Origin of the sequence: Psychrobacter piscatorii, assembly GCF_043641605.1 — a bacterium.
Lineage (GTDB): Bacteria > Pseudomonadota > Gammaproteobacteria > Pseudomonadales > Moraxellaceae > Psychrobacter > Psychrobacter piscatorii_C.
The window spans coordinates 49,495-73,163 of record NZ_JBHZRK010000014.1 but is presented as its reverse complement, the minus strand read 5'-3'; the positions used below and the strand labels follow the sequence as shown (position 1 = coordinate 73,163).

Here is a 23,669-nt window from a genome sequence, read left to right as displayed (position 1 = left end):
ATATTGATGAGTGATACTCAAATAGTGAACAACAATAAAAAGCCAAACACCTATGGTATAAGTGTTTGGCTAGTATCTAACATTGGGCTAAGAAACTTTTTGAATAAATAATGTCTTATTCAATTTAGCTAACCATCATTTAGCTAACCATATATTTGCTAAATTCTTTGCGCAATTTGGCAAGTTTTGGTGGTATGGCAAAGTTGCAATAAGCCTGTCCTGGATTTCTGTTAAAGAAGTCCTGATGCGCATCTTCCGCTTGGTAAAACTCAACGGCAGGGTGCACTTCTGTGACGACGTTGACGCCCATGTCACGCAATTTGTTGATGGTACGGTCGACCGTTGGTTTCTGGTCTTCCTCGGTATAAAAGACCACGCTGCGATACTGACTGCCAACGTCATTGCCTTGACGATCCATCGTGGTGGGATCATGCGTGGCAAAAAATACGTCGAGGATGACTTCCAACGGAACGGTCGTCTCATCAAATTCGACTTTGATGACTTCGACGTGTCCAGTGTCACCACCGCATACGGCTTCATAGTTGGCTGATACCGCATTGCCGCCCATATAGCCTGAAACGACAGACTGCACGCCTTTTACGGATAAAAAGACAGATTCGGTGCACCAAAAGCAGCCACCACCTAATACGATTGTTTGCATAATTTTTTCCTATTTTTATAAATATAAAATCATCGTTGTTTGCCTAGGTGTTATCTATCAAACAATGTCGTTTAGCTTAGCAGGGCATCTGGTGGCGATAAGTAACAAACAGTAATGTTATAATGGGCTTTTGCTACGTTGATTTGCTATCGATGAATAGCGCGAGCAAAACTGCCAAGTACTTTCTTATTTACGTTCTATTATCACAGAATACGAGTCGCCCCATGAGCCAATCCCAGCCTGCCATTATCAAACATGATACCCTTTTTGATAAACCGTTTACCACGCCATTAGATAAAGCGGCGCGTTTTTCTTTTGATGAGCAAGTGGTGGCTTGTTTTCCCGATATGATTCGTCGTAGCGTACCCGGTTATGGTCAGGTATTGGCCATGCTGCCCATATTTGCCCGCCGTCACTGCAAGTATCGTCAGCAAAAGGGTAGTGGTCAACGCGTTAGCCGTGTTTATGACTTGGGCTGCTCGCTTGGTGCCGCCAGTATGACGCTGGCTGGTGAGTTTGATCCGCAAGATTTGCAGATAAAAGCCATTGATATCTCCCCTGCGATGACGACCGAAGCCACGACGTTATTGAGTGACAACTATCCTGAGCACGATATCGAAGTCATTACTGCAGACATCCGCGACGTTGAGCTTGAGCCATGCGACATGGTGATTTTGAACTTGACGCTACAGTTTTTACCAGCAGCCGATAGAGTTGCGGTACTAGAAAAAATTTACGCCGCATTAAGTGAAGGCGGCATACTGGTATTAACTGAAAAAACCCATGCCTTTGATGAGCAATACGATGCGTGGTTGGTTGAGCGTTATTATGACTTTAAGCGTGCTAATGGCTATACCGAAATGGAAATCAGTGGCAAACGTAATGCGTTAGAGAATGTGCTGATTACGGATATGTTAGATGAGCATCATGCACGGCTTGATCACGTTGGCTTTAAGCGTCATCTAACGTGGTTTCAGTTTTTAAACTTTGTCTCTATTGTGGCGTTTAAATAATCCTTACTTTTAACACAGTTATTTCTTAATCATTACGGTAACCTGCTTTTATGCTCAACGATACTATCACCCACGCCGAACGCGAATTATATTTGACCCTATTAGAACTGGCTCAGCAGTACCCAAGTGCTTACGAATGGCTTAAGCAATTACCAATGTGGCTAGGGGATATAAAAGACAAAGCCAACTACGCGCACGCGCCTGCTTACCAAGCGTCTGTGGCGCGTTTACCAAGTTTGATGGTCAATCACGTCGATCTAAACAGCGATACATTGACGATTGAGGCAGATCTAAATGAGTCTCAGCGCAAACAAACAACGGCACTATTAAAGCAGTTGATGCCGTGGCGTAAAGGCCCATTTCAGATTGGCGATGATGAGTCAGGTATTAAGATTGATACCGAGTGGCATAGTGATTGGAAATGGAAACGCGTTGCGCCGCATTTAAGTAGGCTGGATGGTCGCCGCGTATTAGACGTGGGCGGCGGCTCAGGTTATCACGGCTGGCGTATGGCTGGGGCGGGGGCAGATACGGTGATTATCATTGATCCGTCGTGTTTGTTTTACCATCAGTTTATGGCGATTCGTCATTTTGTCGGCACGGCAGATGCGCATGAGACAGGTCGCTATCGCACACATTATATTCCTGTACCGCTAGAGGCCTTACCTGAGCACAGCCAGTTGTTCGATACCGTGTTTAGCATGGGCGTGCTGTATCACCGCGCCTCGCCGTTTGAGCATTTGCAACAACTGCGCGGGCAACTGGTCAAAGGCGGCGAGCTGGTGCTTGAGACGTTAGTTATCGAAGGCGATGCCAATACGGTATTGGTGCCCCATGATCGTTATGCGCAGATGAACAATGTGTATTTTTTACCGTCTGTCGCCGCATTGACAGGATGGTTAGAAAAAGCGGGATTCTCGGATGTGCGCTGCGTCGATGTGGCCGTCACCTCAACAGAGGAACAACGAAAAACCGAATGGATGACCTACCATTCGTTAGCAGATTTCTTAGATCCTAATGATGCCACAAAGACTATTGAAGGCTATCCTGCACCCATGCGTGCAACCTTGATTGCAAAAAAATAGCGTTGAGTAGAATAACAATACAAGGAAGTAATAATGAAAATGTCAGCTGCTTTAATGATAGCTACCATCAGCTTGCTATCGCTACCTGCTATGGCAGGATATGGCACACCGTCTGAAGGCTGGGGATTTGTACAAGACGACTGGCAAGTGGTTTGTGATAATACGCGAACGTGTAGAGTGGCTGGCTACGCAAGTGACGCCTCAATAGATAAGCCTGCTTCAGTGCTATTCACCGTATCACCAAAAGTAGCGCTGCCAAAGGCACAAATTCAGCTTGCATCAAAAGTATCCAAAGATAAGGCTGAGCTGTGGTTAAATAATAAAAACTATGGGACATTGCAGCCCGCTGGAAATGACGCTGCATTATATGATCTATCCGCTAAGCAAACACAAGCAATTATCGATAAAGCTCGTATCACGAACAAGATAGAAGTCAGAGCGGGTAGTAATCGCTGGCGTATCAGCGACAAAGGGATATCATCAGTATTGCTCAAGCTCGATGATGTGCAGGGCCGAGTAGGGACATCGATGGCATTGATTAGCAAAAACCAGCGCAATCAACAAACGCCGAAAGCCGCCTTGCCAACACCAATCATTAAAAAAGCATTTGCGTATTCCGCAAAAAATAGTAATGCGCTAACTGCCTCAAAACTTAAATACTTTCAGCAAAATATAAATAAATGGGTCGACATTGACTCCAAGCAGCTCATCGGATCTGGAAATACGATGGGCAACTGTGAGCTGGTCAATCCAAAAACGGAAACATACCAACGGATGTCAGAGTATGGTTCTACTATGCTTGGTTGGGACTTTATACCAGTAGATAAAGCGCATACGTTAGCCACGCATCTCTGCTGGTCAGGCCCTTACAACTCAAGCACGGGTTATTGGCTCATTAATAACGATAAGCCGAGCAATCCTATGCTCGTCACGACAGCAGGTAATGAGTATGATGCAGGTGATATCCGTGCCGCTAACAAAGACCGCGGCATCGGTGATTGCTGGAATAGTGCGACATGGACGTGGAATGGTAAAACGTTCGTTAAGAGCGCAGAGGCGAGCACAGGATTGTGTCGCGGTTTTGCTGGTGGGGCATGGGATCTACCCACCTATGTGAGTAAAGTCATAGACAGTAATGGTAAGGCTCAATAAGAAATATTTTGGGCTTAATGAGGAAAAATGGCTGATTATATCAGCCATTTTTTGAAAGCGACTTCCATGACTATCTTAAGGATAAAGCCAACAGAGCCTGCGCCAAGGGCCAAAAAGATCCAAAAGGTACCCGCGCGCCCAGCATCAGACTTTTTAGAGATATCCCACATGATAAAGAATAAGAAAGCGATGAATATCGGCAGTAAGACGTACAAGCCCCAACTGGTGACCGTACTGGCAGCAATAGCAAACATAGCGTAATCCTATAGGGTAATAGCGCGTCTTCTATGGTGTAAAAGCGTCATAGAATCGCAATATAAACCATCATTATAACGTGTAAGCAGTTGCGTATAAACGACTGCTCAGTATCGGGCAACAGGAACGCTACAATTGACAAAGTCATTCGCTTATCAATGCGATATTATTTGTACCAGATTTATTTTACTAAGCATCAGCAAACGAGCGAACAAAATCTATATTAGTTCCAATTATCAATCTTAGCTGTCATAACGGTAAGATTTTAGTGCTAATTTTGGCGCAAATGGTGCAATAAAGCGCAAAGATTGTTATATTTACAGATTACTTATCTTTTTGCATTATTTTATCCCTGCAATGTCGGTCGACATTATAATAAGCAGTTATCGACTGCTCGCATTCGCACCGTTTTTGTTGTTTATTTAATTGAGTTCAAATCCCTATGTCACAAGCCCAAATTGATACGCTTGCATCCCTATTTAATGATGCCATTCAAACCCTACAAGCAGATGGTACGCTACCAAGCGACTGGCAGAATAACAGTCAAATCACGCGTACTAAAGACCTTAGCCACGGTGATTTTGCCAGCAATATCGCACTGACGGCTGCCAAAGCGGCCAAAGCCAATCCGCGTCAACTCGCTGAAAAAATCGTCAGCGCGCTGCCTGAGAATCAAGACATTCGCCAAGTAGAAATCGCCGGTCCTGGGTTTATTAACGTATTTTTAAACTCAGAAGCCAAGTTTTCGGTATTAGACGATATCTTTACCTTACAAGATCGTTTTGGTCTGAGTCATCAGTTTGATGGTCAAAAGGTACAAGTCGAGTTTGTCTCTGCCAATCCGACCTCAAGTCTGCATGTCGGTCACGGGCGCGGTGCGGCGTTTGGTATGAGCGTATCAAACTTGCTAGAAGCCATTGGTTATGACGTCACTCGCGAGTACTATGTCAATGACGCGGGTCGCCAAATGGATATCTTAGCAACCAGTACCTATTTGCGTTATCTAGAGCTAAATGGTGAGCAAATCACATTCCCAGTCAACGGCTACCAAGGCGATTATGTCAGTGATATCGCGCAGACCCTAAAAACGCAACATAGCGACAGTTATGTACACGAGTTTGCACAGGTTGCCAAGGATGCGCCAGAAGATGCTCAATTTGAGATCAATGCTGATGGCGAAAAAACCGTCATCTCAGGTGATAAAGAAGCACATATTGATGGCTTGATTGCGAATAGCAAAGCCTTGCTTGGTGATAGCTACGCGCTATTTTTGAATGCGGCGTTGAGCAGTATTTTGGCGGATATCAAAGACGATTTGAATGACTTTGGTGTGAGCTACGAGTGCTGGTTCAGTGAAAGATCGATTGATAGCGAGATTGAGCCTGTCCTACAAATACTCGATGACAAAGGTTACTTGTACGAAAAAGACGGTAATATCTGGTTCAAATCGACCGATTTTGGTGATGAAAAAGACCGTGTTGTACGCCGTGCTAATGGTCAGTCGACGTATTTTGCCTCGGACATTGCCTATCACAAAAACAAGTTCGATCGCGGTTTTGATAAAGTGATTAACGTATGGGGCGCAGACCACCACGGTTATGTCCCACGCGTAAAAGCGGCGCTGCTCGCGTTGGGTATTGATGCTGAACGTCTTGATGTCGTGCTCGTACAATTTGTGGCATTATGGCGCGGCAGTGAAAAAGTACAGATGTCTTCACGCTCAGGCCAGTTTGTAACTTTGCGTGACTTGCGCGCAGAAGTCGGCAATGATGCGGCGCGTTTTTACTACGTCGCCCGTAAGCCTGAAGTGCACATTGACTTTGACTTAGAGCTTGCCAAATCACAAAGCAAAGACAATCAAGTGTATTATATTCAGTATGCGCATGCGCGAGTTTGCCGTGTATTAGAAAAACTGGCAACTTATGATTTGGCAGCAGATGATGCTGTTGGTTTGGCACATCAAGATTTGCTAGATGCGCCAAATGAAGACGAGTTGATTAAACTATTAGCAGGTTATCCAGCGACGTTACTTCGTGCAGCGACTGGTTACGAGCCACATGTCTTGACTAACTACTTAAAAGAGCTTGCTGCATTGTTCCACGGCTGGTATGACACCAATCGCATTTTGCCTGTGAGTCTCACGTCAGGTGAAACACCAAGCTCGGATGAGATAGCATTGATGCAAGCACGTTTGCGTTTGTCAAAAGCCGTTAGACAGGTATTGGCGAACGGCCTTGGTCTGCTTGGCTTGTCTGCACCTTCTGCTATGTAGTCATTTTCTCATCTGTAGAATGAGTATAGACAGCCAATAGCATTAATTCGATGATGACCGTTAAATTCAGTAGGGAGAACGAGATCCATGCTAGCCAAAAAACCGAAAGGCGCAACAGAAAAGCGCAAATCAAGTAGCGTATCGGGCTTATTGTGGATGTTTGTTGGGGCCGTATTGACCCTTATGATCGGGGTATTTATCTACCTTTCACCATTATTTAACTTTAGTCCCGCTGATGGTAGCGCCGAGAACGATCCTGATCGGCAGGTGCAGCCGCGCGTAGATACTGATACCGATAATGGCGATTATGAATTCTACGATATTTTGCCCAATCAAGAGATGGCAACCATTCCTGATGAAGATATCGCTGAGATTGATAACGATCAGATAGGAGATATTGGCGCGTTTGAGCCGGATGTTGTCGTGACCCAGCCGGATGGTACGGCAGCTAATGGTATAGATAATGCTGGTAGCTTTGGTGATGCGGAAAGTCCTACAGGCGAGACCAGTGGCGGTAGTAATACTGCTGCGGGCGACGATATCGTTGTTGTTGAAGAGGACGCAACCTATGATGGCACGCCACCGGCTAATACCAGCAATTCTACGACCCGCAATAACAATGCAGGAGCAGGTACGGCAAGTATTCAAGCCGCCAAACCTGCTGCGACCTATATTTTGCAGATCAATAGCTTTAGTGATGCAGATGAAGCAGATCGTCGCCGAGCGCAAGTGCTGATGGCTGGTGTTGATGCCAGAGTAGTCAAAAACACGACAGGCAATGGCCTACCTATCTATCAGGTAATCTCGCGTCCGTTAAATAACCGTCAGGCAGTGACAACAGCACAGCAGCGCTTACAGAACAATGGTATTGACTCTATTATCGTTGAACAGCGTCGCTAGATTTAGATTCAATTGTCTTGAGTAGCTGTATGTATAAATAAAAAAGAAAGCGTCGTCATGACGCTTTTTTTATCTCTTTATTTTATCAAAAGCTTTCTAATTGTTTTATCCTATCAAACGTTTATTAAGAGTATGGCTATGACCGTATCTAACTCAGTAACACCGCAAGCAGGCGTTATCAAAGCATTCTTTCAAAAATACTTTATCGATGCTTTTACTGGTATGGCTTTAGGGCTATTTGTCACACTAATTGCTGGCTTGATTATCTCGCAAATCGGTGGCTGGTTAGATTTGCCAGCATTGGTCGCGGTCGGTAAGCTTGCTTCAATATTGATGGGTGCTGGTATTGGAGTAGGTATCGCTTATTATTTAAAAGCGCCAACACTCGTGATGCTTAGCTGCCTTGTAGCAGGTATGTTGGGTGCGCATTCTGAAGCATTGATGGCAGGGACGTTATTTACGCCACAAGAGGGGGGCCCTGCGACTTTTGTAGCACTGCCAGGCAATCCAATTGGTGCTTATCTGACGTCTGTATTCGCTTATCGCGCTGGTACGTGGATCGCAGGCAAGACTAAGCTCGATATTTTATTAGTGCCCTTAGCAGTGTGTGGTATCGCGCTATTGGTCTGTGCGCTGCTTAATCCGCCTGTGGTTGCGGCAGTTAATGCGATTGGGCAAGGGATTCACGCGGCGACTGAGCTACAGCCATTGCTGATGGGTATCGTGATTGCAGTTGTCGTTGGTATCTTATTGACGCTACCAACATCGAGCGCTGCTATTTGTATTGCGATTGGCCTTGGTGGTTTGGCGGGCGGGGCCGCAGTTGTTGGCTGTGCGGCGCATATGATTGGTTTTGCCGTGGCCAGTTTTAAAGATAATGGATTTAGTGGCGTGATATCTCAAGGACTGGGAACCAGCATGCTGCAAATCCCTAATGTGCTAAAAAAGCCATTAGTTCTACTACCTGCCGTTATTGCGAGCGCGATCGTTGGCCCTATCGCGACTGTCGGGTTTGGTTTGGCTTGTACAGCGACAGGGGCTGGTATGGGAACCGCTGGTTTGGTTGGTGTGTTCGGTGTCATTGAAGCATCACAAGAAATCATGAGTACGACTCAATTATGGACAGCGATTATCCTTCTGATGTTTGTATTGCCTGCAGTGATTGCAGGTTTGGTCGCTTACATTATGCGCCGCATGGGCTGGCTAGTTGCTGGTGATATGAAGCTGCCTTAATAGCTCGATTTCAATTTTAAAAGAACTATTAACGGCCTTATCAATATTATTTGTAAAAAAAGCCCAGCTACGCTCATAGCTGGGCTTTTTTACATGAATCATTTGTTCTGGCTGATACTACAAAATATTTATTATAGTAATCAGTTATGTAGCTGACTTTGATTTTTTATGACGACGCGGTTTTAGTTTGCGCGATAACTGAGTGATGTCGTTTATTACCTCACTATAATGTGATGGGAATACCCGCTGAATGGCATCAACCATTTTTGCATCATTCCCAATTAAGCAACGCTGCTGATTGGTCGCAGCGGCATGTAAAATAATCCAAGCCGCTTCGCTGGCATCGAATTTCAACAGTTTATTGAAGCTTCTAATGGCTTTATCACCAGTAGGCATACCGACTGTACTGGTACTATCATTACCACGTGCGCTATTGGCAATATTGGTTTTGATGCCGCCTGGATGGATGCAGGTCGCTGATACACCGCATTTCTGAATGTTAAGCTCTTGACGCAAGCTCTCTGTGAAGCCGCGTACCGCAAACTTACTGGCATTGTAAGCAGAGTATGAGGGCTGAGCGGTCAAACCAAACAGGCTGGATATATTAATAACATGACCGTGTTCTTTAAACTGGCGGGGTTGATCGCCTTGACTATCACTCGTCACTTCGCTTTGTTTGACACTATTTTTGATCAATGGCAAAAACGCTTTGGTGCCATAAACCACGCCCCAAAAATTGATATCCATCACCCATTCAAGCTCTTCAATACTAGCGCCTTCTATCGTCGAAGAGAAGGCCACGCCTGCATTGTTAAAGATGAAATTGACTTTGCCATGGTCGCTCATCACGCTATCGGCCCATGCTTGCATGGCTTGATTGTCTGAGACATCAAGTACAGTCAAGGTGACCTTAACATCATAACCAACCAGCATCTCTTTGGTTCGTGCCAGTTGCTCTGCATTAATATCTGATAGCGCCAGATGACAGCCCATTTTCGCTAAGTGAAGCGCAAGCTCGCGTCCCATACCAGAACCTGCGCCAGTGATAGCGGCGACATGGTTTTGGTAATAAGGTGCAATATCATTATCTTGATCGCTGGGTGTATAAAAGGGCAGATACTGACGTAATGAGGACGCCATCGTGGTTATATTGTTAAGCATAATAAACAATCCTTTGTATTATTAAGAGTGGGTATTCATAGGTACCATAGACGTTGGAACATAGCAGTAGAATAAAGGTCGCAATATACTATCTACATTAGCATGATTAATCATGAGGTCTACTTGCGATTGATAAACGCTGCTGTCATTTTGTGATGAGGAGCGTCAATTGTCTCTCGAGCTCTATGCTGTTAAGTGCTCTTGCAATATAAAAGTTAATCAAATTTTTGATAAATAATTTAGGAAATCAATAGACATAAAAAAAGCGCCATGGCTTATAAAGCCAGACGCTTTTTCGAATAACTCATTACTAATCATGAGCCATCTAAGTCTCATTATGCATTAAGCAATTTTAGGAATTTTACCTTCGTTGATGACTTCTGCATCAACCATAACGGTCTTGGCATTTTCCATAGAAGGTAGCTCATACATGGTCTCAAGCAAAGCGTTTTCTACGATAGAACGTAGACCGCGCGCGCCAGTTTTACGCTCCATGGCTTTTTTGGCAATGGCATCAAGTGCTTCTTGCGTGAAGGTAATCTCAGCACCTTCCATATCGAACAAATACTTGTACTGTTTGACCAGGGCGTTCTTAGGTTCGGTCAGGATTTGTACCAGTGCCTCTTCATCAAGCTCTTTTAGCGCCGCAAGTACAGGTAGACGACCGATCAGCTCAGGAATCAAACCAAATTTGATCAAATCTTCTGGCTCGACTTCTTGTAGCAAGTCTGAGCTACGACGGCTGTCGTCTTTTGAGCTGACATCCGCGTTAAAACCGATACCGCCTTTTTCAGTACGTTGCTGAATGACTTTATCCAGTCCAGCAAACGCGCCACCGACGATAATTAGGATGTTGCTGGTATCGACTTGGATCAGCTCTTGCTGTGGATGCTTACGACCACCATGCGGTGGAATCGCAGCAACCGTACCTTCGATAAGTTTTAGCAGCGCTTGCTGCACGCCTTCGCCCGATACATCACGGGTAATCGATGGGTTGTCGCCTTTTTTACTGATTTTGTCGATTTCATCAATATAGATGATACCTTGCTCAGCTTTGGCCACATCATAATCAGACGCTTGTAGTAGCTTTTGTACGATGTTTTCGACGTCTTCACCGACATAACCTGCTTCGGTCAAAGTGGTGGCATCAGCCATTGCAAACGGCACGTCAAGTAGGCGAGCCAACGTTTGTGCTAGCAATGTCTTACCAGAACCAGTCGGACCGATTAGCAAAATGTTACTTTTTGCCAACTCTACCATCGCATCATCAGCGCCGATTTTAGATTTTTTGCTGTCATTAGCGAGTGTTTGGCTAACCTTTAGACGTTTGTAATGGTTATAGACGGCGACAGACAAGGCTTTTTTGGCAGCGTCCTGACCGATGACGTACTCATCAAGCTTAGCACGTAGCTCTTTTGGCGTTGGGAGTTTTTTATTGACCCAAGAAGTATCTATTTCGCTGTCATCATCGCTATATTCTGCGCTATCTGCGATTAGATCAGTACATAACTCGATACATTCATTACAGATGTTGGCATCGTCAGCGGCGATCAGCTGCTGGACATCGCTTTTGGCTTTACCGCAAAACGAGCAATGCGGGGTATTATCTTCTGCCATAAAAGGCGCTCCTAAAGTTTAAAACTGGTTAGTCTATTTGTGGCATATCAATCACTTTATCGGTTAAATGCTTATCTCTTTTATTATTCGATAAGTCAGCCATGACAAATAGATTGCTTTTCTGTACTGCAAATAGACTATAACTATTCTTATGATGACACTCTCAATTGAGAGGCATAGCGCTTATGCTTTGATTATAAAGAATCAGGGCGGCGCTCTAATACTTCGTCAACCAAACCATATTCTTTGGCTTCTTGTGCATCTAACCAAAAATCGCGCTCGACGTCTTTTTCAATTTTTTCGAGTGGCTGACCAGTACGCTCAGACAAAATCTGGTTCAAGCGTGCGCGAGTTTTTAGAATTTCACGGGCATTGATCTCGATATCTGTTGCTTGACCTTGCGCGCCGCCTGATGGCTGGTGAATCATCACACGAGCATTGGCGAGTGAGTAGCGTTTGCCTTTTTGACCAGCTGCCAACAAGAACGAGCCCATGCTATAAGCACCGCCCATACAGATGGTTGATACTTCTGGCTTGATGAAATTCATGGTATCAAAGATTGCCAAACCTGCGCTTACTGAGCCGCCTGGTGAATTGATATACAAATGAATGTCTTTATCTGGGTTTTCAGCTTCTAAGAATAGCAACTGCGCGACGATCAGGTTGGCCATATGGTCTTCGACTTGACCTGTCAAAAAGATAACGCGCTCACGCAATAGGCGTGAGAAAATATCAAACGAGCGTTCACCACGTGAAGACTGCTCAACGACCATTGGTACTAATGCCGCTTGTGTGGTTTGTACTTCTTTGTGCGCACTCATCAGCATATCAAAATGTGGGTTAGCAGTGATGCGTTCATAATCTGTCATAGAAGAGTCCTATCGATAAAGGTATAAAGTAAAAATAGCTTGAGTAATTTTATTGTCTAGTAGGTTTTGAGCTAATGGGTAGTTTATAGGGGGGCTACGCTCACTATTCAAGCCTATAAAACCCGTTTGTGCATAAAATAGGTGAAAAAGTGAGCATCCTATCTGTTTGTGCTTTTTACATATCTAAAAAGAAATACAAAAGATAGATACTGACTCAAATATCCGCAAATTAGGTGCATTCTATAGAAGCTTATCCTGTTATATATCATGGAGCGGTGTCTCACCATACTTTTTAACATAGAATACCTGATTAACCGCCTTGCAATCTACCTATCTTACTACTCAATTGTGCAAATAGTGGGTTATCAAAATAATCCTTAAGCGCACTTTACTCATAATTATTCTTATCAGTAGAAAGGGCAGCGTGAACGGTTGTGTTGACTGTCCAAGTTCAAATGCTAAAAAATGGTGCATATTATTAAAAAATGCCATATTTTGGTGCAAATAACCACTTATCTATGAATTATCAGTAATAAAAGGCTGATTAAAAAATAAACAAATCAGCTTTATCGTGTTAGTAAGAAAAAATATACAGTCAAAACCAAAGCAAAATCATTATGTTGGGTGTATAAGCTTACTTTGTGCAAGATCGTGAGCATATGAGTTGGCATAATGATTGTATAGACAGTGAGATTAGCTGACTTTTTGGTCAGGAATCAGATTACTAGATTGTGTTTAATGAGAAAAATGAGCAAATGAGTATATAAAATGAGTTGGGCTTCTTCTTTAACATTGAGTTTTGACACTGTTAAGCGCACAGATACTGGCAAAAGTACGGAGGCTACCGCTAAGACGCGGCTATCTCATCGTAAGCACACAGGCGCGCTTATGGTACAGCGTGCCCTATATCCTGAACCACGTGTACAGCAAGGCATTTGTCATATATTGATGTTATATCCGCCAGCAGGTATTGCAGGCGGTGACACGCTGACGATAGAGTTGCATTTAGACAGTGGCAGCCATGCTGTTATCACCACACCTGGGGCTGGCAAGTGGTATGGTAAAGACAGTGTTAGCCAAAGACATAAAGCTAGGTTGAGCGACAACGACACGCACCAAAGTATGAGCCAAGACGAGATGGCTGCCTATGCAAGCCAATATCTGCAAGCCACGCTTGCGGCACATGCTCGCTTAGAATGGCTGCCACAAGAGAGTATTATCTATAACGAAGCCAATATGCATGCAGTGAGTCGCTTCGATTTGGCTGATTCCTCTAGCTTGCTGACATGGGAGATTAGCGTATTTGGGCGGCAAGCTTATGACGAGCAGTTTTTACAAGGGCGTTACCATACTGGCTTAAGTATTTACCGAGAAGGTAAGGCTATCGTTGCTGAACGTGTAGATCAGTCTGCCGGTAGTCGCTGGTTTACATCAAACTTAGGATTAGCAGATCAGCATATTTATGGATCGTTTTGGGCCGTGCCAAGTTTGAGCGACGTACATAACAATCGCGCATTGTCTGCATCTCAAACCATGCAATCAACTGAGACGGCATTAGCCACGACCAAACAGGCATTAACTCGTTATTTAGACAGTACCATCTTGGCCTTACGTCAAGCCATTGCTCAGGCACAATTGCCTGTCTACTGCACGCATAACGGTCAGGCCGTTAATATCCGCTATATTGGTTCAGATGTACGCGGTTGTTTTGAAGCGTTTTATCAGATAAGAGAAGTCTTGCGACATCATTGGTGGCAGCTTGAGCCTTGTCGTCCGCGTATTTGGGACACCTAGGTTACGGTTTTTAATAACTAAGCGACACAACCTGCTGGTCTGTTATCAGTTTCATAATAAATAAAATAAGGATTTACCATGCATCTGACCCCAACAGAAAAAGACAAACTCATGCTATTTACTGCGGGTATGGTCGCTGAGCGCCGCAAGAATCGCGGTGTTAAGCTCAATTATCCAGAAGCTATTGCCTATATCAGTATGCTGCTGATGGAAGGCGCTAGAGATGGTAAGCGAGTCGCCGAGCTGATGAGTGAAGGTGCTACGTATTTGTCTGCTGATGATGTTATGGAAGGTGTCGCAGAGATGGTAGATGAAGTGCAAATCGAGGCGACCTTTTCTGATGGCACCAAACTGGTCACGGTACATAATCCCATCGTATAGCCCTATTTATCACTGAAACCTATCACTGGAATAATGACATTATAATAAGGCGGCTCCCATGCAAGCAGGCGAATACCATATCCAAGATGGCGATATTATCTTAAACCAAGGGCGACAGGTACAGACCATCAGTGTCAGTAATACTGGTGATAGACCTATCCAAATCGGCTCGCATTATCACTTTTATGAAGTCAATGATGCCTTGAGGTTTGACAGAGAGCAAACTCGGGGGTTTCGTCTCAATATTATCTCTGGAACCGCCGTACGTTTTGAGCCTGGTCAATCGCGGGAAGTAGAATTGGTGGCATACGCTGGTAAGCAAGATGTATATGGTTTTGCGGGACGCGTCATGGGCGAAGTTCATTCAGGCAAAATATCGGAGAGCACTACTGATAAAAAGGTAACCGCTACTTCGCAGAAGCGAGTCAGTCGTCGTATTTATGCTGAGCACTTTGGCCCTACCACAGGTGACAAAGTCCGTCTTGCCGATACTGAGCTTTGGCTACAAGTTGAGGCGGATTTAACCAGCCATAAAGATACTGCTGTTGACCAAGCGAATACGTTACAAAATGATGAAAGTAGCAGCAAGCCTATTGAAATCAAAGGTGAAGAAGTTAAATTTGGCGGTGGTAAAGTCATCCGTGATGGCATGGGACAAGGACAGTTACTAGGCGCGGAAGTTGCCGATACAGTTATTACCAATGCATTGGTCGTTGACTACACGGGTATCTACAAAGCCGATATCGGTATCAAGGACGGTCGTATTAGCGCTATCGGTAAAGCGGGTAATCCTGATATTCAGCCTGCCATCGACATTCCTATTGGTGGCGCGACTGAAATTATTTCTGGTGAAGGCAAGATTCTCACCGCAGGTGGCGTCGATAGTCATATTCACTTTATTGCGCCGCAGCAATGTGAGACAGCGCTGATGTCAGGGGTAACTACGATGCTGGGCGGCGGTACAGGGCCAGCTCAAGGTACGCTCGCCACCACCTGTACACCAGGGGCTTATCATATTGCCTCAATGCTAAAGTCTACTGATAGTATTCCTATGAATATTGGACTACTGGGTAAAGGTAACGTAAGTGTACCGGAACCGATTGCTGAGCAAATCGAAGCAGGTGCCGTGGGGCTAAAGTTACATGAAGATTGGGGTACAACGCCGCAAGCTATTGATAACTGCTTGAGCGTCGCTGACGACTATGATGTGCAAGTCGCTATTCATACCGATACTTTGAATGAAAGTGGCTATCTTGAGAGCACACTAGGCGCATTTAAAAACCGCTGTATTCATACTTTCCATACGGAAGGCGCGGGCGGTGGTCATGCACCCGATATTCTAAAGGCTATTGGCGAGTCTCACGTATTGCCATCCTCGACTAACCCCACGCGCCCATACACCGTCAATACTATTGATGAGCATCTCGATATGCTGATGGTTTGTCATCATCTGAGTCCTGCTATTGCTGAAGATGTGGCCTTTGCTGAAAGCCGTATTCGTCAAGAAACCATCGCCGCAGAAGACATCTTGCATGATTTGGGTGCTATCTCGATGATGAGTAGTGACTCACAAGCGATGGGGCGAGTGGGTGAGGTGGTCATTCGTACTTGGCAAACCGCGCACAAAATGAAAGTTCAACGTGGCCATCTAGCGCCAGATGCAACGGCCATCATTGAAGATGAGCAACAGTACATTACTTTGACAGACTATGACCAAAGCGCGGACAACGACAACTTCCGTATCAAGCGCTATATCGCAAAATATACAATAAACCCTGCGATTACTCACGGTATTAGCGATATGGTCGGCTCAATCGAAGTGGGTAAATGGGCAGATATGGTGCTATGGTCGCCCAAATTTTTTGGGGTAAAACCTGAGTGCATTATCAAAGGTGGACTCATCGCTGCGGTACCGATGGGCGATATTAATGCCTCTATTCCTACTCCTCAGCCTGTGCATTATCGTCCTATGTTCGCGTCTTATCCAAAATCGGTTGCCCAAACCAGCATTACCTTTATGTCGCAAGCAGCTATCGATAAGCAAGTAGATAACCAGCTTGGGTTGACCAAAGTCATTCAGCCAGTACACGGTATTCGTAAAATTCGTAAAAGCGATATGCGCTTTAATAGCTACTGCCCAGATATGGACATCAATCCTGAGACCTATGAAGTACGCGCTGATGGTAAAACACTCACCTGTGAGCCAGCCGATGTACTACCCATGGCACAGCGTTACTTCTTATTTTAGAGCTTATGATGCACGTTTATAGGTTCTCTAGGACAGTGAGCCATAAACCATGTATGCCAATGGTTAGTTGGTTTCTTGAATGATATCGTATCTTTATTCCCAATACTTTTACCATCAATACTATTGACCAATAGTTTGAGCAGCAACAGACAGAGAATAATAATGAAAATATTTAATACCCGTCTAAGTACGCTTAGCGATACCCAAAAAGCGCAATTGGCAGAACAGTATCAAGCCGACGATTACCTGCTATTAGACTTTGATACTCGTCAGCATTCTCGCTTTAGAGCCATCACTGTTTCAGGTGAGGCGGTCGGTATTGACCTGCCGCGTACGGGCGTCTTAAAAGGAGATGACGTGCTTATCAATGCAGCTGATGAGTTGATGCAAGTCATCGCCAAGCCGCAAGCGGTGACTAAGGTGACTGCTGACGATGATTTTCTACTAATGAAAGGCGCTTATCATTTGGGCAATCGTCATGTGCCATTGATGTTTGACCACAGTTTTGCTCAGGGTGAGGCAGGCTATGCGCTGTATTTTGAAAACGATCATGTACTTGCACAAATGTTAGAAAATCTTGGTTTACATATCGAGTCTACCTCAGTGCCATTTGAGCCTGAGACGGGCGCTTATCAAACGGGCCAAGGGCATTCGCATGGCCACTCTCACTCCCATGCACATTCGCATAGTGATTCTCATAGTCATAAGGAGAGTCATGACCATAGCCACAGTCACGGACATCAACATAGCCATAGTCATCATGATGCGCTTGTAGGTCGTTCGAATGATGGTTAATACCAGTGCTCAGCCTACTCAATCTGCCCAACTTGGGCAGCTGTTGATGCTGGCATCGAGCAATTTGCCGATTGGTAGCTATACCTATTCGCAAGGCGTAGAGTCAGCGATTGAGTCAGGGGTTGTCTCTGATGAAGCCAGTACCCTTACATTTATGCAGGACTATCTAGCGTTTGCAGTGGTTGGCTACGAGCTGCCCGTATTAGGACTAATAATGTGCGCGCTTAGCCAAGGTCATGAAGCGCTAGCGGCAAATCTAGCACACGACTATCATGCCGGCCTAGAGAGTAAAGAGTTTGTACTGGAGTCGCAGCAGCTAGCACAGGCGATGGTGTCTTGGCTCAACGAAGTCCTGAGTCTTGGTATACCTTCTGAGATACCTAATGACGGTTACTTACCGCTATTCGCTCACATTGCTCAGCATTGGCAGCTACCATTAGCGCAGTCGATGACTACCTATGGATTTGCTCAATTAGAAAATATGGTGCTCGCTGCTGTTAAGACTGTACCGCTAGGGCAAATGGCAGGTCAGCGTATTTTATGGCAATTGCAAAGCGATTTGGGTGCGCAGGTCGATGCTCTAAGCGATGATGTACAGCAAGCCTTTAATGATTTAATCATGTCATCAGCCGCTACTGACGCTTTAAATGTGAATAAAGAGCAGGGCTGTCAGACGTTGTGCCAAGACCTTTACGAGCGTCTTAGCATCTCTAACAACTTACCCAATTTGGCTATTCTTTCGAGTATGCATGAGGAGCAATACAGCCGGTTGTTCCGCTCATAATTTTACCTTTATTTCTATTTATACTTATTAATATACAAATTGTTTTAGGAAATCAATATGTCTCTAACTCCGCTCAAATCAAAAAATTCTCACGCTGAATCAGACGTACAGACTGATAGTAATAGCCAGAAACCGTCTTCTGCCTTATCGTGTTTACGCCTTGGTATTGGTGGTCCAGTTGGTAGTGGTAAGACGGCCTTAACCTTAAGACTATGCCAAAACCTGCGTGATACGGTCAATATGGCGGTGGTGACCAATGACATCTATACCAAAGAAGATTCAGAGTTTTTAACCCGCAATGATGCCATGCCTGCTGAGCGTATCCGCGGCGTAGAGACAGGCGGCTGTCCGCATACGGCTATCCGCGAAGATGCTTCTATTAATCTGACTGCGATTGCTGAGTTGCAAGCAACTTTTGAAGGTTTAGAGTTGATTATCATTGAGTCAGGTGGCGACAATCTAGCCGCGACATTTAGCCCAGAGTTGTCTGATTTGACTTTGTACGTCATTGATGTCTCTGCAGGCGATAAGATACCTCGTAAAGGTGGCCCTGGTATCACCAAGTCTGATTTGTTGATTATCAATAAGACCGACCTTGCACCAATGGTTGGTGCTTCGCTTGAAGTGATGGAACGCGATGCCAAAAAAATGCGTGGCGACAAGCCCTTTGTATTTAGCAATATGAAAACGGGTGATGGGCTAAATGAGATTATCGCCTTTATTAAAGAACATGGCATGCTGGCTTAGCTAGTCGCCCACACCGACAATTAGAATAGTAATAATAAGGAAAAATCGCATGATAAAGACTTTAAAAAACTCTCACTTTTCACCAGCGCTCTCAGCTCGTCATATCGTGTCTGGTTCGGCTGTGATGATGACATCGCTAATGCTACCATCATTGGCACAAGCACACTCAGGACATATTCACTCGGCTACTATGCAAGCGCCGTCATTTTTGGGCACATTGCAAGCAGGACTGATGCATCCAGTGACTGGTCTTGATCATCTGTTTTTGGCAGTCGGTATGGGCATGTTGTTTTATGGTCTACAAAAGCAGCGCTTAGGTATGATGTCATTGACGGCAGGGTTATCGTTAGGTGCAATATTGGGCACTATTGGTGTGCTGATTGGCGGTGTTGGGTTTGCTGCATCATCTGGATTAATTGAAGTCGTTATATCATTATCGGTGGTCGTATTGGCACTGATTTTGATGAGTGATAAGAGTCGACAAGAAGCATTTTCAGCGCGTACTCAACCAACGCACACGCCAAGTATTCAGCAGCTATCATTGTTTGGTTTTGGTGGTTTAGCAGTCTTTCATGGGTTGGCACATGCGCTGGAAGTACCAGCAAATGCTGGCGTGAGTGGTCAGCTAGGATTTTATGCAGGGATGCTAGTGACGATGCTGGCGCTATATGCCATTGGTACGTTGGTCAGCCAGCAGCTACAGCAGCGCCTAGGTGATAACTTATGGTTACAGCGCGGGCTCGTCGTACTTGGACTGGGTGCAGTGTTTGTTCCTGCTCTCGTCTAGTGAGCTCTTTATAGCATGGCTTTGGCGATAATCTTAGTTGATAGGCTTTGAGTAACGACCATGCTAGCAATTGGTTAGGCAAAAAGCTATCAAGCTTCCATAAAAAATACGGCCCCGATCGATGATCGGAGCCGTATTTTTTGGCGCTTAGAACAAGAGTGCGGCCTAAGTGTTATGGTTTAACACCACACAGCGCTCAGTCTAAATTACATGCCTTGCTGCTGTTGTTGCTGCGCCGCTAGCAAGTCTTGGTAGCTGACTTCTTTGTCAGTCACTTTGCCTTGGCTGATCAAGTAGTCAACCACTTGGTCTTCTAGTACAACAGACTCAATGTTAGCGCGCTGCTGCTTGTCATTGGTGTAGTACTCGATGACCTCGCTTGGATCTTCGTAGTTTTCAGCGGCTTCTTTGATAAAGGTTTCAACACGCTCTTGATCTACTTCTAAGCCTTTAGTGTCGATAACACGGGCAACGATGATGCCAAGACGGGCAGCACGTAGCGCTTGCTCTTCAAATAGCTCATTTGGCAGCATGTCTTTATCGAAGCTATCAGCATTCGCGCCGAACTGCTGAGAAAAACGTTGCATCATCATATTGCGTTGACGCTCGATTTCTTGCTCTAGCATTGCGTTTGGTACGTCAAACTCGTTCTTTTCTAGCAATGCATCAAAAGTCGCTTGCTTAACTTGGCTACGCGCAGCGTTTTTGATTTCGCGTTCCATGTTTTTGCGTACGTCTTCTTTCAACTTCTCAACGCCGCCTTCTTTTACTCCGAATAGCTCAAGGAACTCTTCGTTGATTTCAGGTAGCTTAGATTTTTCAACCAATTTTACGTTGATTTTGAACTGAGCTTCTTTACCAGCTAAGTTCTCAGCTTGGTAATCTTCTGGGAAAGTGACGTCGATGACTTTTTCTTCGCCAGCTTTCATGCCTTTGATACCCGCTTCGAAACCTGGAATCATCTGGTTGCTACCGATAACCAATTTGAAGTCTTCAGCAGAGCCGCCTTCAAATTTTTCGCCGTCGATAGAGCCTTCAAAATCAAAAGTCACTTGGTTGTCTTTCGCCGCCATGCCTTTTTTCTCAACGAATTCTTCACGTTGCTTTTGTAGGTTTTCGATCATGGTGTCAACGTCTTCTTCACTCACTTGTGCAGTGTGACGCTCAACTTCGATCTCGTCGATACCTTGTACGTCTACTTCTGGGAAGATTTCAACAGTGGCTTGATATACCAAGAAATCGTCTTCAAGTTTTACGTCGTCGATGTTAGGCATGCCAACAGCGCGGATGTCTTCAGATTTGATCGCTTCAAAAACCGTATCACGGATCACATCGTTGATAACTTCTTGTTGAATGCCAGCACCGTACTGAGAGCGGATGTGTGACATAGGGACGTTACCTTTACGGAAACCGTCAATCTTGGCAGTTTTCGCCACTTGACGAATACGGCCTTCAACTTTGTTTTGAATTTTTTCAACAGGAACTTTAACCGTTAGCTGAGTTTCTTTATTAGATAGCTTGTTGGTTGTGACTTGTAAATCTGTAGCCATGTTAATTACACCTTTAAGATTAAATAGTACGTTTGATTGAGTAGTACTTAGGGTTAAATAGTAATAGACAAACCGTGCCTCAAATTACGGGCATGTACGACGGCTGCCGTTGGAATAAATAGGGGATAGTGATAATGCTGCAACTTCAAAATCAGCACCAGTAGCAATCGCCGCTGATACCAAAAGGCAAATTTGCCCAAGTTGTTAGTGCTATCAAATATCAATCATAAACCGTTAATGCACCGCATAATAACGCTTTTTGGTGAATTATACAGCCAAATAACGGATTTCAACAAAATTTTAAAAGTAGAACAGTATAATCTATCTGCTTATTAAAGTAAAAATTATCTCTTTGACGGCAGGGTTTCTGAGGTTTTTTGCTATTACAAGCGCACTTATTTTACAAGAGAACCTATAAAGGCAACTGCGCCAATAACTGCTGAATTGCCTGACCACGATGACTGATGCTGTTTTTATCAGCAGCGCTTAGACTAGCCGCACTGGCTTGCAAATCAGGTAACCAAAATAATGGATCATAGCCAAAACCGCCGTCACCATGTAGCGTATCCAAGATTTCGCCATGCCATAATCCTTGGGCGACAATCGGTAGCGGGTCATCGGCATGACGTACCATCGCCAATACGCAAACGAACATGCCTTTAATTGTAGCGTTAGAAGAGTCGGCCTGCTGGTCACGAATAGGCTGCAAGTCAGCAATGAGCTTGGCGTTGTTTTTACCATCGTTGCCGTGTTCGCCCGCATAGCGCGCCGAGTAGATGCCAGGTGCGTTACCTAATATAGGTACACAGAGTCCTGAATCATCAGCAATCGCAGGCAGTCCGCTGATACGGCTGGCATGGCGCGCTTTGATAATGGCGTTTTCGACAAAGCTCAACCCATCTTCTATGGCATCGTCGATATCGAGCTGACCTTGTGGGATGATCGTTACATCCAAATTCGCTTCGGCAAATAGCCGTTTAAACTCAGCCAATTTGCCTTTATTGTTGCTGGCGAGCACCCACTGGTTATCAGAAGTCGATTGGGTAGCGAGTTGTACGGTATCGGTAGTGCTCATAGGGTCGTTCCGTTATATAAAAAATATGAATGAATTAGCCGAGCTTTAACTTTTGGTATTTCTATAAGTGCTATATAGATCGACCTCGACAACGATGTTAGTACTGATGGCATAGGGTTTGACGAGGTAAAAGGTCATCGTTGAATAAATAACCAGTGACGATGCAGAATATACGAGCTATAACATTTGGTAACTGATATTATTGGTTGCTGTTGCTATAATAGATACCAAGCTACAGTGAAATATATCTTATAGCTTGTGAATATTAAGTTAATAAAGGTCTATGCAGTCAAACATTTGACTCGTGGACTAAGAATAACAGCTAGGTTAATTTTGGATTCATAATAATACGTGATACTGTGTTACGCAATAACGTGTATTAAGCGATAACATTCACTTCAAACAATAAACTCAGCCAATTTAGCTCGATACTAAGTGTTTCTATTCATAAGGCGTATCTACTTTTAGATTTGCCTAAGTTTAGAGAGACAGCAGTATGAGTGGCCAAATAAGCAAGGATAAAATAATTATGTCAAACATCACATTGCCAGATCTCCCATATGCAAAAGACGCGCTAGAGCCACATATCAGTGCCGAGACGCTAGAGTATCATCATGACAAGCATCATGCCGCTTATGTAAACAAGCTAAAAGATATGCTGCCAGGTTCTGGTCTAGAAGACAAAACATTGCCAGAAATCATCGTAGCGACTGCTAAAGATGACAGCAAGCAAGGTATGTTCAACCAAGCAGCCCAAGTATGGAACCACACGTTCTACTGGAACTGCATGACGCCAACGAACGGCGGTGGCGAACCTACTGGCGATCTAAAAGCAAAAATCGAAGAAGACTTCGGTAGCTATGATAAGTTCCGTGAAGAGTTCAAAAATGCAGCATTGACTCAGTTCGGTTCAGGTTGGGCATGGCTAGTCGCTGATAAAGTCGGTGGCAAACTATCAATCGCCAAAACTGCTAACGCTGATACCCCACTTGCACACGACCAAGTCGCTGTATTGACTTGTGATGTATGGGAACACGCGTACTATGTAGATTACCGTAACCGTCGTCCTGACTATGTTGACACGTTCCTAGACAAGCTAGTGAACTGGGACTACGCAAACGCAAAATATAAAGGTCAAGATGCTGGCGTTGAAGCGTAATATTCAACTAAGTATTTGATTTGAAAAAAGGACGCCGCGAGGTGTCCTTTTTTTTGGTGTATATTTTAATAAAAACTGATAGGACAATAAAAATACCACGGTAAGATAGCGATGCCTTATATTTACTCTTC

General features: G+C 44.6%; 21 protein-coding genes. 14 read left to right on the top strand and 7 right to left on the bottom strand.

Going from position 1 to position 23,669, the window contains the following annotated elements; translation table 11 throughout:
* Positions 1 to 139 precede the first annotated feature (139 nt).
* Positions 140 to 661 (bottom strand): peptide-methionine (S)-S-oxide reductase MsrA, encoded by a 522-nt coding sequence (gene msrA, locus ACHUET_RS12305; protein ID WP_394213177.1) that lies wholly within the window; start codon positions 659 to 661, stop codon positions 140 to 142.
* 224 nt (positions 662 to 885) lie between these two features.
* Between msrA and cmoA the strand changes: the two genes are divergently transcribed.
* From cmoA to ACHUET_RS12290, 3 genes are read left to right on the top strand one after another with little or no spacing between them, the layout of a single operon-like run.
* A complete protein-coding gene (gene cmoA / locus ACHUET_RS12300; protein WP_394213175.1) occupies positions 886 to 1,674 on the top strand; it encodes a carboxy-S-adenosyl-L-methionine synthase CmoA in 789 nt (262 codons plus the stop codon).
* A gap of 50 nt (positions 1,675 to 1,724) precedes the next feature.
* Positions 1,725 to 2,759 carry a tRNA 5-methoxyuridine(34)/uridine 5-oxyacetic acid(34) synthase CmoB gene (gene cmoB, locus ACHUET_RS12295; protein ID WP_394213174.1) on the top strand — a complete coding sequence of 345 codons (1,035 nt, stop codon included), beginning with the start codon at positions 1,725 to 1,727 and terminating at the stop codon, positions 2,757 to 2,759.
* Positions 2,760 to 2,792: 33 nt separating this feature from the next.
* Positions 2,793 to 3,911 carry a DUF1176 domain-containing protein gene (locus tag ACHUET_RS12290; RefSeq protein ID WP_394213172.1) on the top strand — a complete coding sequence of 373 codons (1,119 nt, stop codon included), beginning with the start codon at positions 2,793 to 2,795 and terminating at the stop codon, positions 3,909 to 3,911.
* A 35-nt stretch (positions 3,912 to 3,946) separates the two neighbouring features.
* Here the strand turns inward: ACHUET_RS12290 and ACHUET_RS12285 are convergent, their stop codons facing one another.
* Positions 3,947 to 4,165 carry a DUF2788 domain-containing protein gene (locus ACHUET_RS12285; RefSeq protein ID WP_057761830.1) on the bottom strand — a complete coding sequence of 73 codons (219 nt, stop codon included), beginning with the start codon at positions 4,163 to 4,165 and terminating at the stop codon, positions 3,947 to 3,949.
* Positions 4,166 to 4,608: 443 nt separating this feature from the next.
* Between ACHUET_RS12285 and argS the strand changes: the two genes are divergently transcribed.
* The 3 genes from argS (at position 4,609) to ACHUET_RS12270 (ending at position 8,571) form a co-directional block, all read left to right on the top strand.
* Positions 4,609 to 6,438 carry an arginine--tRNA ligase gene (argS, locus tag ACHUET_RS12280; RefSeq protein WP_394213170.1) on the top strand — a complete coding sequence of 610 codons (1,830 nt, stop codon included), beginning with the start codon at positions 4,609 to 4,611 and terminating at the stop codon, positions 6,436 to 6,438.
* A gap of 87 nt (positions 6,439 to 6,525) precedes the next feature.
* Positions 6,526 to 7,338 carry an SPOR domain-containing protein gene (locus ACHUET_RS12275; protein ID WP_394213169.1) on the top strand — a complete coding sequence of 271 codons (813 nt, stop codon included), beginning with the start codon at positions 6,526 to 6,528 and terminating at the stop codon, positions 7,336 to 7,338.
* A gap of 138 nt (positions 7,339 to 7,476) precedes the next feature.
* Complete coding sequence (locus ACHUET_RS12270) at positions 7,477 to 8,571, top strand: PTS sugar transporter subunit IIC (RefSeq protein ID WP_394213167.1); 1,095 nt, start codon at positions 7,477 to 7,479, stop codon at positions 8,569 to 8,571.
* A 144-nt stretch (positions 8,572 to 8,715) separates the two neighbouring features.
* Here the strand turns inward: ACHUET_RS12270 and ACHUET_RS12265 are convergent, their stop codons facing one another.
* The 3 genes from ACHUET_RS12265 to clpP all read right to left on the bottom strand — a co-directional run bounded on the left by ACHUET_RS12265 (position 8,716) and on the right by clpP (position 12,170).
* Entirely contained in the window at positions 8,716 to 9,732 is a 1,017-nt protein-coding gene (locus ACHUET_RS12265; protein WP_394213165.1) for an SDR family NAD(P)-dependent oxidoreductase, read from the bottom strand.
* Between the two features lie 342 nt (positions 9,733 to 10,074).
* Positions 10,075 to 11,349, bottom strand: coding sequence for an ATP-dependent protease ATP-binding subunit ClpX (gene clpX, locus ACHUET_RS12260; RefSeq protein ID WP_394213163.1), 1,275 nt, complete (start codon positions 11,347 to 11,349; stop codon positions 10,075 to 10,077).
* Between the two features lie 194 nt (positions 11,350 to 11,543).
* Positions 11,544 to 12,170 (bottom strand): ATP-dependent Clp endopeptidase proteolytic subunit ClpP, encoded by a 627-nt coding sequence (gene clpP, locus ACHUET_RS12255; protein ID WP_269117322.1) that lies wholly within the window; start codon positions 12,168 to 12,170, stop codon positions 11,544 to 11,546.
* A gap of 816 nt (positions 12,171 to 12,986) precedes the next feature.
* On the opposite strand from clpP, the gene ACHUET_RS12250 reads away from it, so the two are divergent.
* The 7 genes from ACHUET_RS12250 (at position 12,987) to ACHUET_RS12220 (ending at position 19,754) form a co-directional block, all read left to right on the top strand.
* A complete protein-coding gene (locus ACHUET_RS12250) occupies positions 12,987 to 14,012 on the top strand; it encodes an urease accessory protein UreD (RefSeq protein WP_394213162.1) in 1,026 nt (341 codons plus the stop codon).
* 78 nt (positions 14,013 to 14,090) lie between these two features.
* Positions 14,091 to 14,393, top strand: coding sequence for an urease subunit gamma (gene ureA / locus ACHUET_RS12245; RefSeq protein ID WP_394213160.1), 303 nt, complete (start codon positions 14,091 to 14,093; stop codon positions 14,391 to 14,393).
* Between the two features lie 58 nt (positions 14,394 to 14,451).
* Positions 14,452 to 16,641 carry an urease subunit alpha gene (gene ureC, locus ACHUET_RS12240; protein WP_394213158.1) on the top strand — a complete coding sequence of 730 codons (2,190 nt, stop codon included), beginning with the start codon at positions 14,452 to 14,454 and terminating at the stop codon, positions 16,639 to 16,641.
* A gap of 162 nt (positions 16,642 to 16,803) precedes the next feature.
* Positions 16,804 to 17,436, top strand: coding sequence for an urease accessory protein UreE (gene ureE / locus ACHUET_RS12235; RefSeq protein WP_394213156.1), 633 nt, complete (start codon positions 16,804 to 16,806; stop codon positions 17,434 to 17,436).
* On the top strand, positions 17,426 to 18,220 hold the full coding sequence (locus ACHUET_RS12230; protein WP_394213155.1) for an urease accessory protein UreF: 795 nt from the start codon (positions 17,426 to 17,428) through the stop codon (positions 18,218 to 18,220). The genes ureE and ACHUET_RS12230 overlap by 11 nt, the downstream gene beginning before the upstream one ends.
* 57 nt (positions 18,221 to 18,277) lie before the next feature.
* Entirely contained in the window at positions 18,278 to 18,967 is a 690-nt protein-coding gene (gene ureG / locus ACHUET_RS12225; protein WP_394213153.1) for an urease accessory protein UreG, read from the top strand.
* Positions 18,968 to 19,016: 49 nt separating this feature from the next.
* A complete protein-coding gene (locus ACHUET_RS12220) occupies positions 19,017 to 19,754 on the top strand; it encodes a HupE/UreJ family protein (protein WP_394213151.1) in 738 nt (245 codons plus the stop codon).
* Positions 19,755 to 19,960: 206 nt separating this feature from the next.
* On the opposite strand, the gene tig is transcribed toward ACHUET_RS12220, so the two are convergent.
* Positions 19,961 to 21,304 carry a trigger factor gene (tig, locus tag ACHUET_RS12215; RefSeq protein ID WP_371532991.1) on the bottom strand — a complete coding sequence of 448 codons (1,344 nt, stop codon included), beginning with the start codon at positions 21,302 to 21,304 and terminating at the stop codon, positions 19,961 to 19,963.
* A gap of 412 nt (positions 21,305 to 21,716) precedes the next feature.
* Positions 21,717 to 22,379, bottom strand: a complete 663-nt coding sequence (gene rdgB, locus ACHUET_RS12210) for an RdgB/HAM1 family non-canonical purine NTP pyrophosphatase (RefSeq protein ID WP_394213150.1) — start codon at positions 22,377 to 22,379, stop codon at positions 21,717 to 21,719.
* A 529-nt stretch (positions 22,380 to 22,908) separates the two neighbouring features.
* Here rdgB and ACHUET_RS12205 point away from each other — a divergent pair.
* Positions 22,909 to 23,538 carry a superoxide dismutase gene (locus ACHUET_RS12205; protein WP_114701857.1) on the top strand — a complete coding sequence of 210 codons (630 nt, stop codon included), beginning with the start codon at positions 22,909 to 22,911 and terminating at the stop codon, positions 23,536 to 23,538.
* The last annotated feature ends 131 nt before the right edge of the window (positions 23,539 to 23,669 follow it).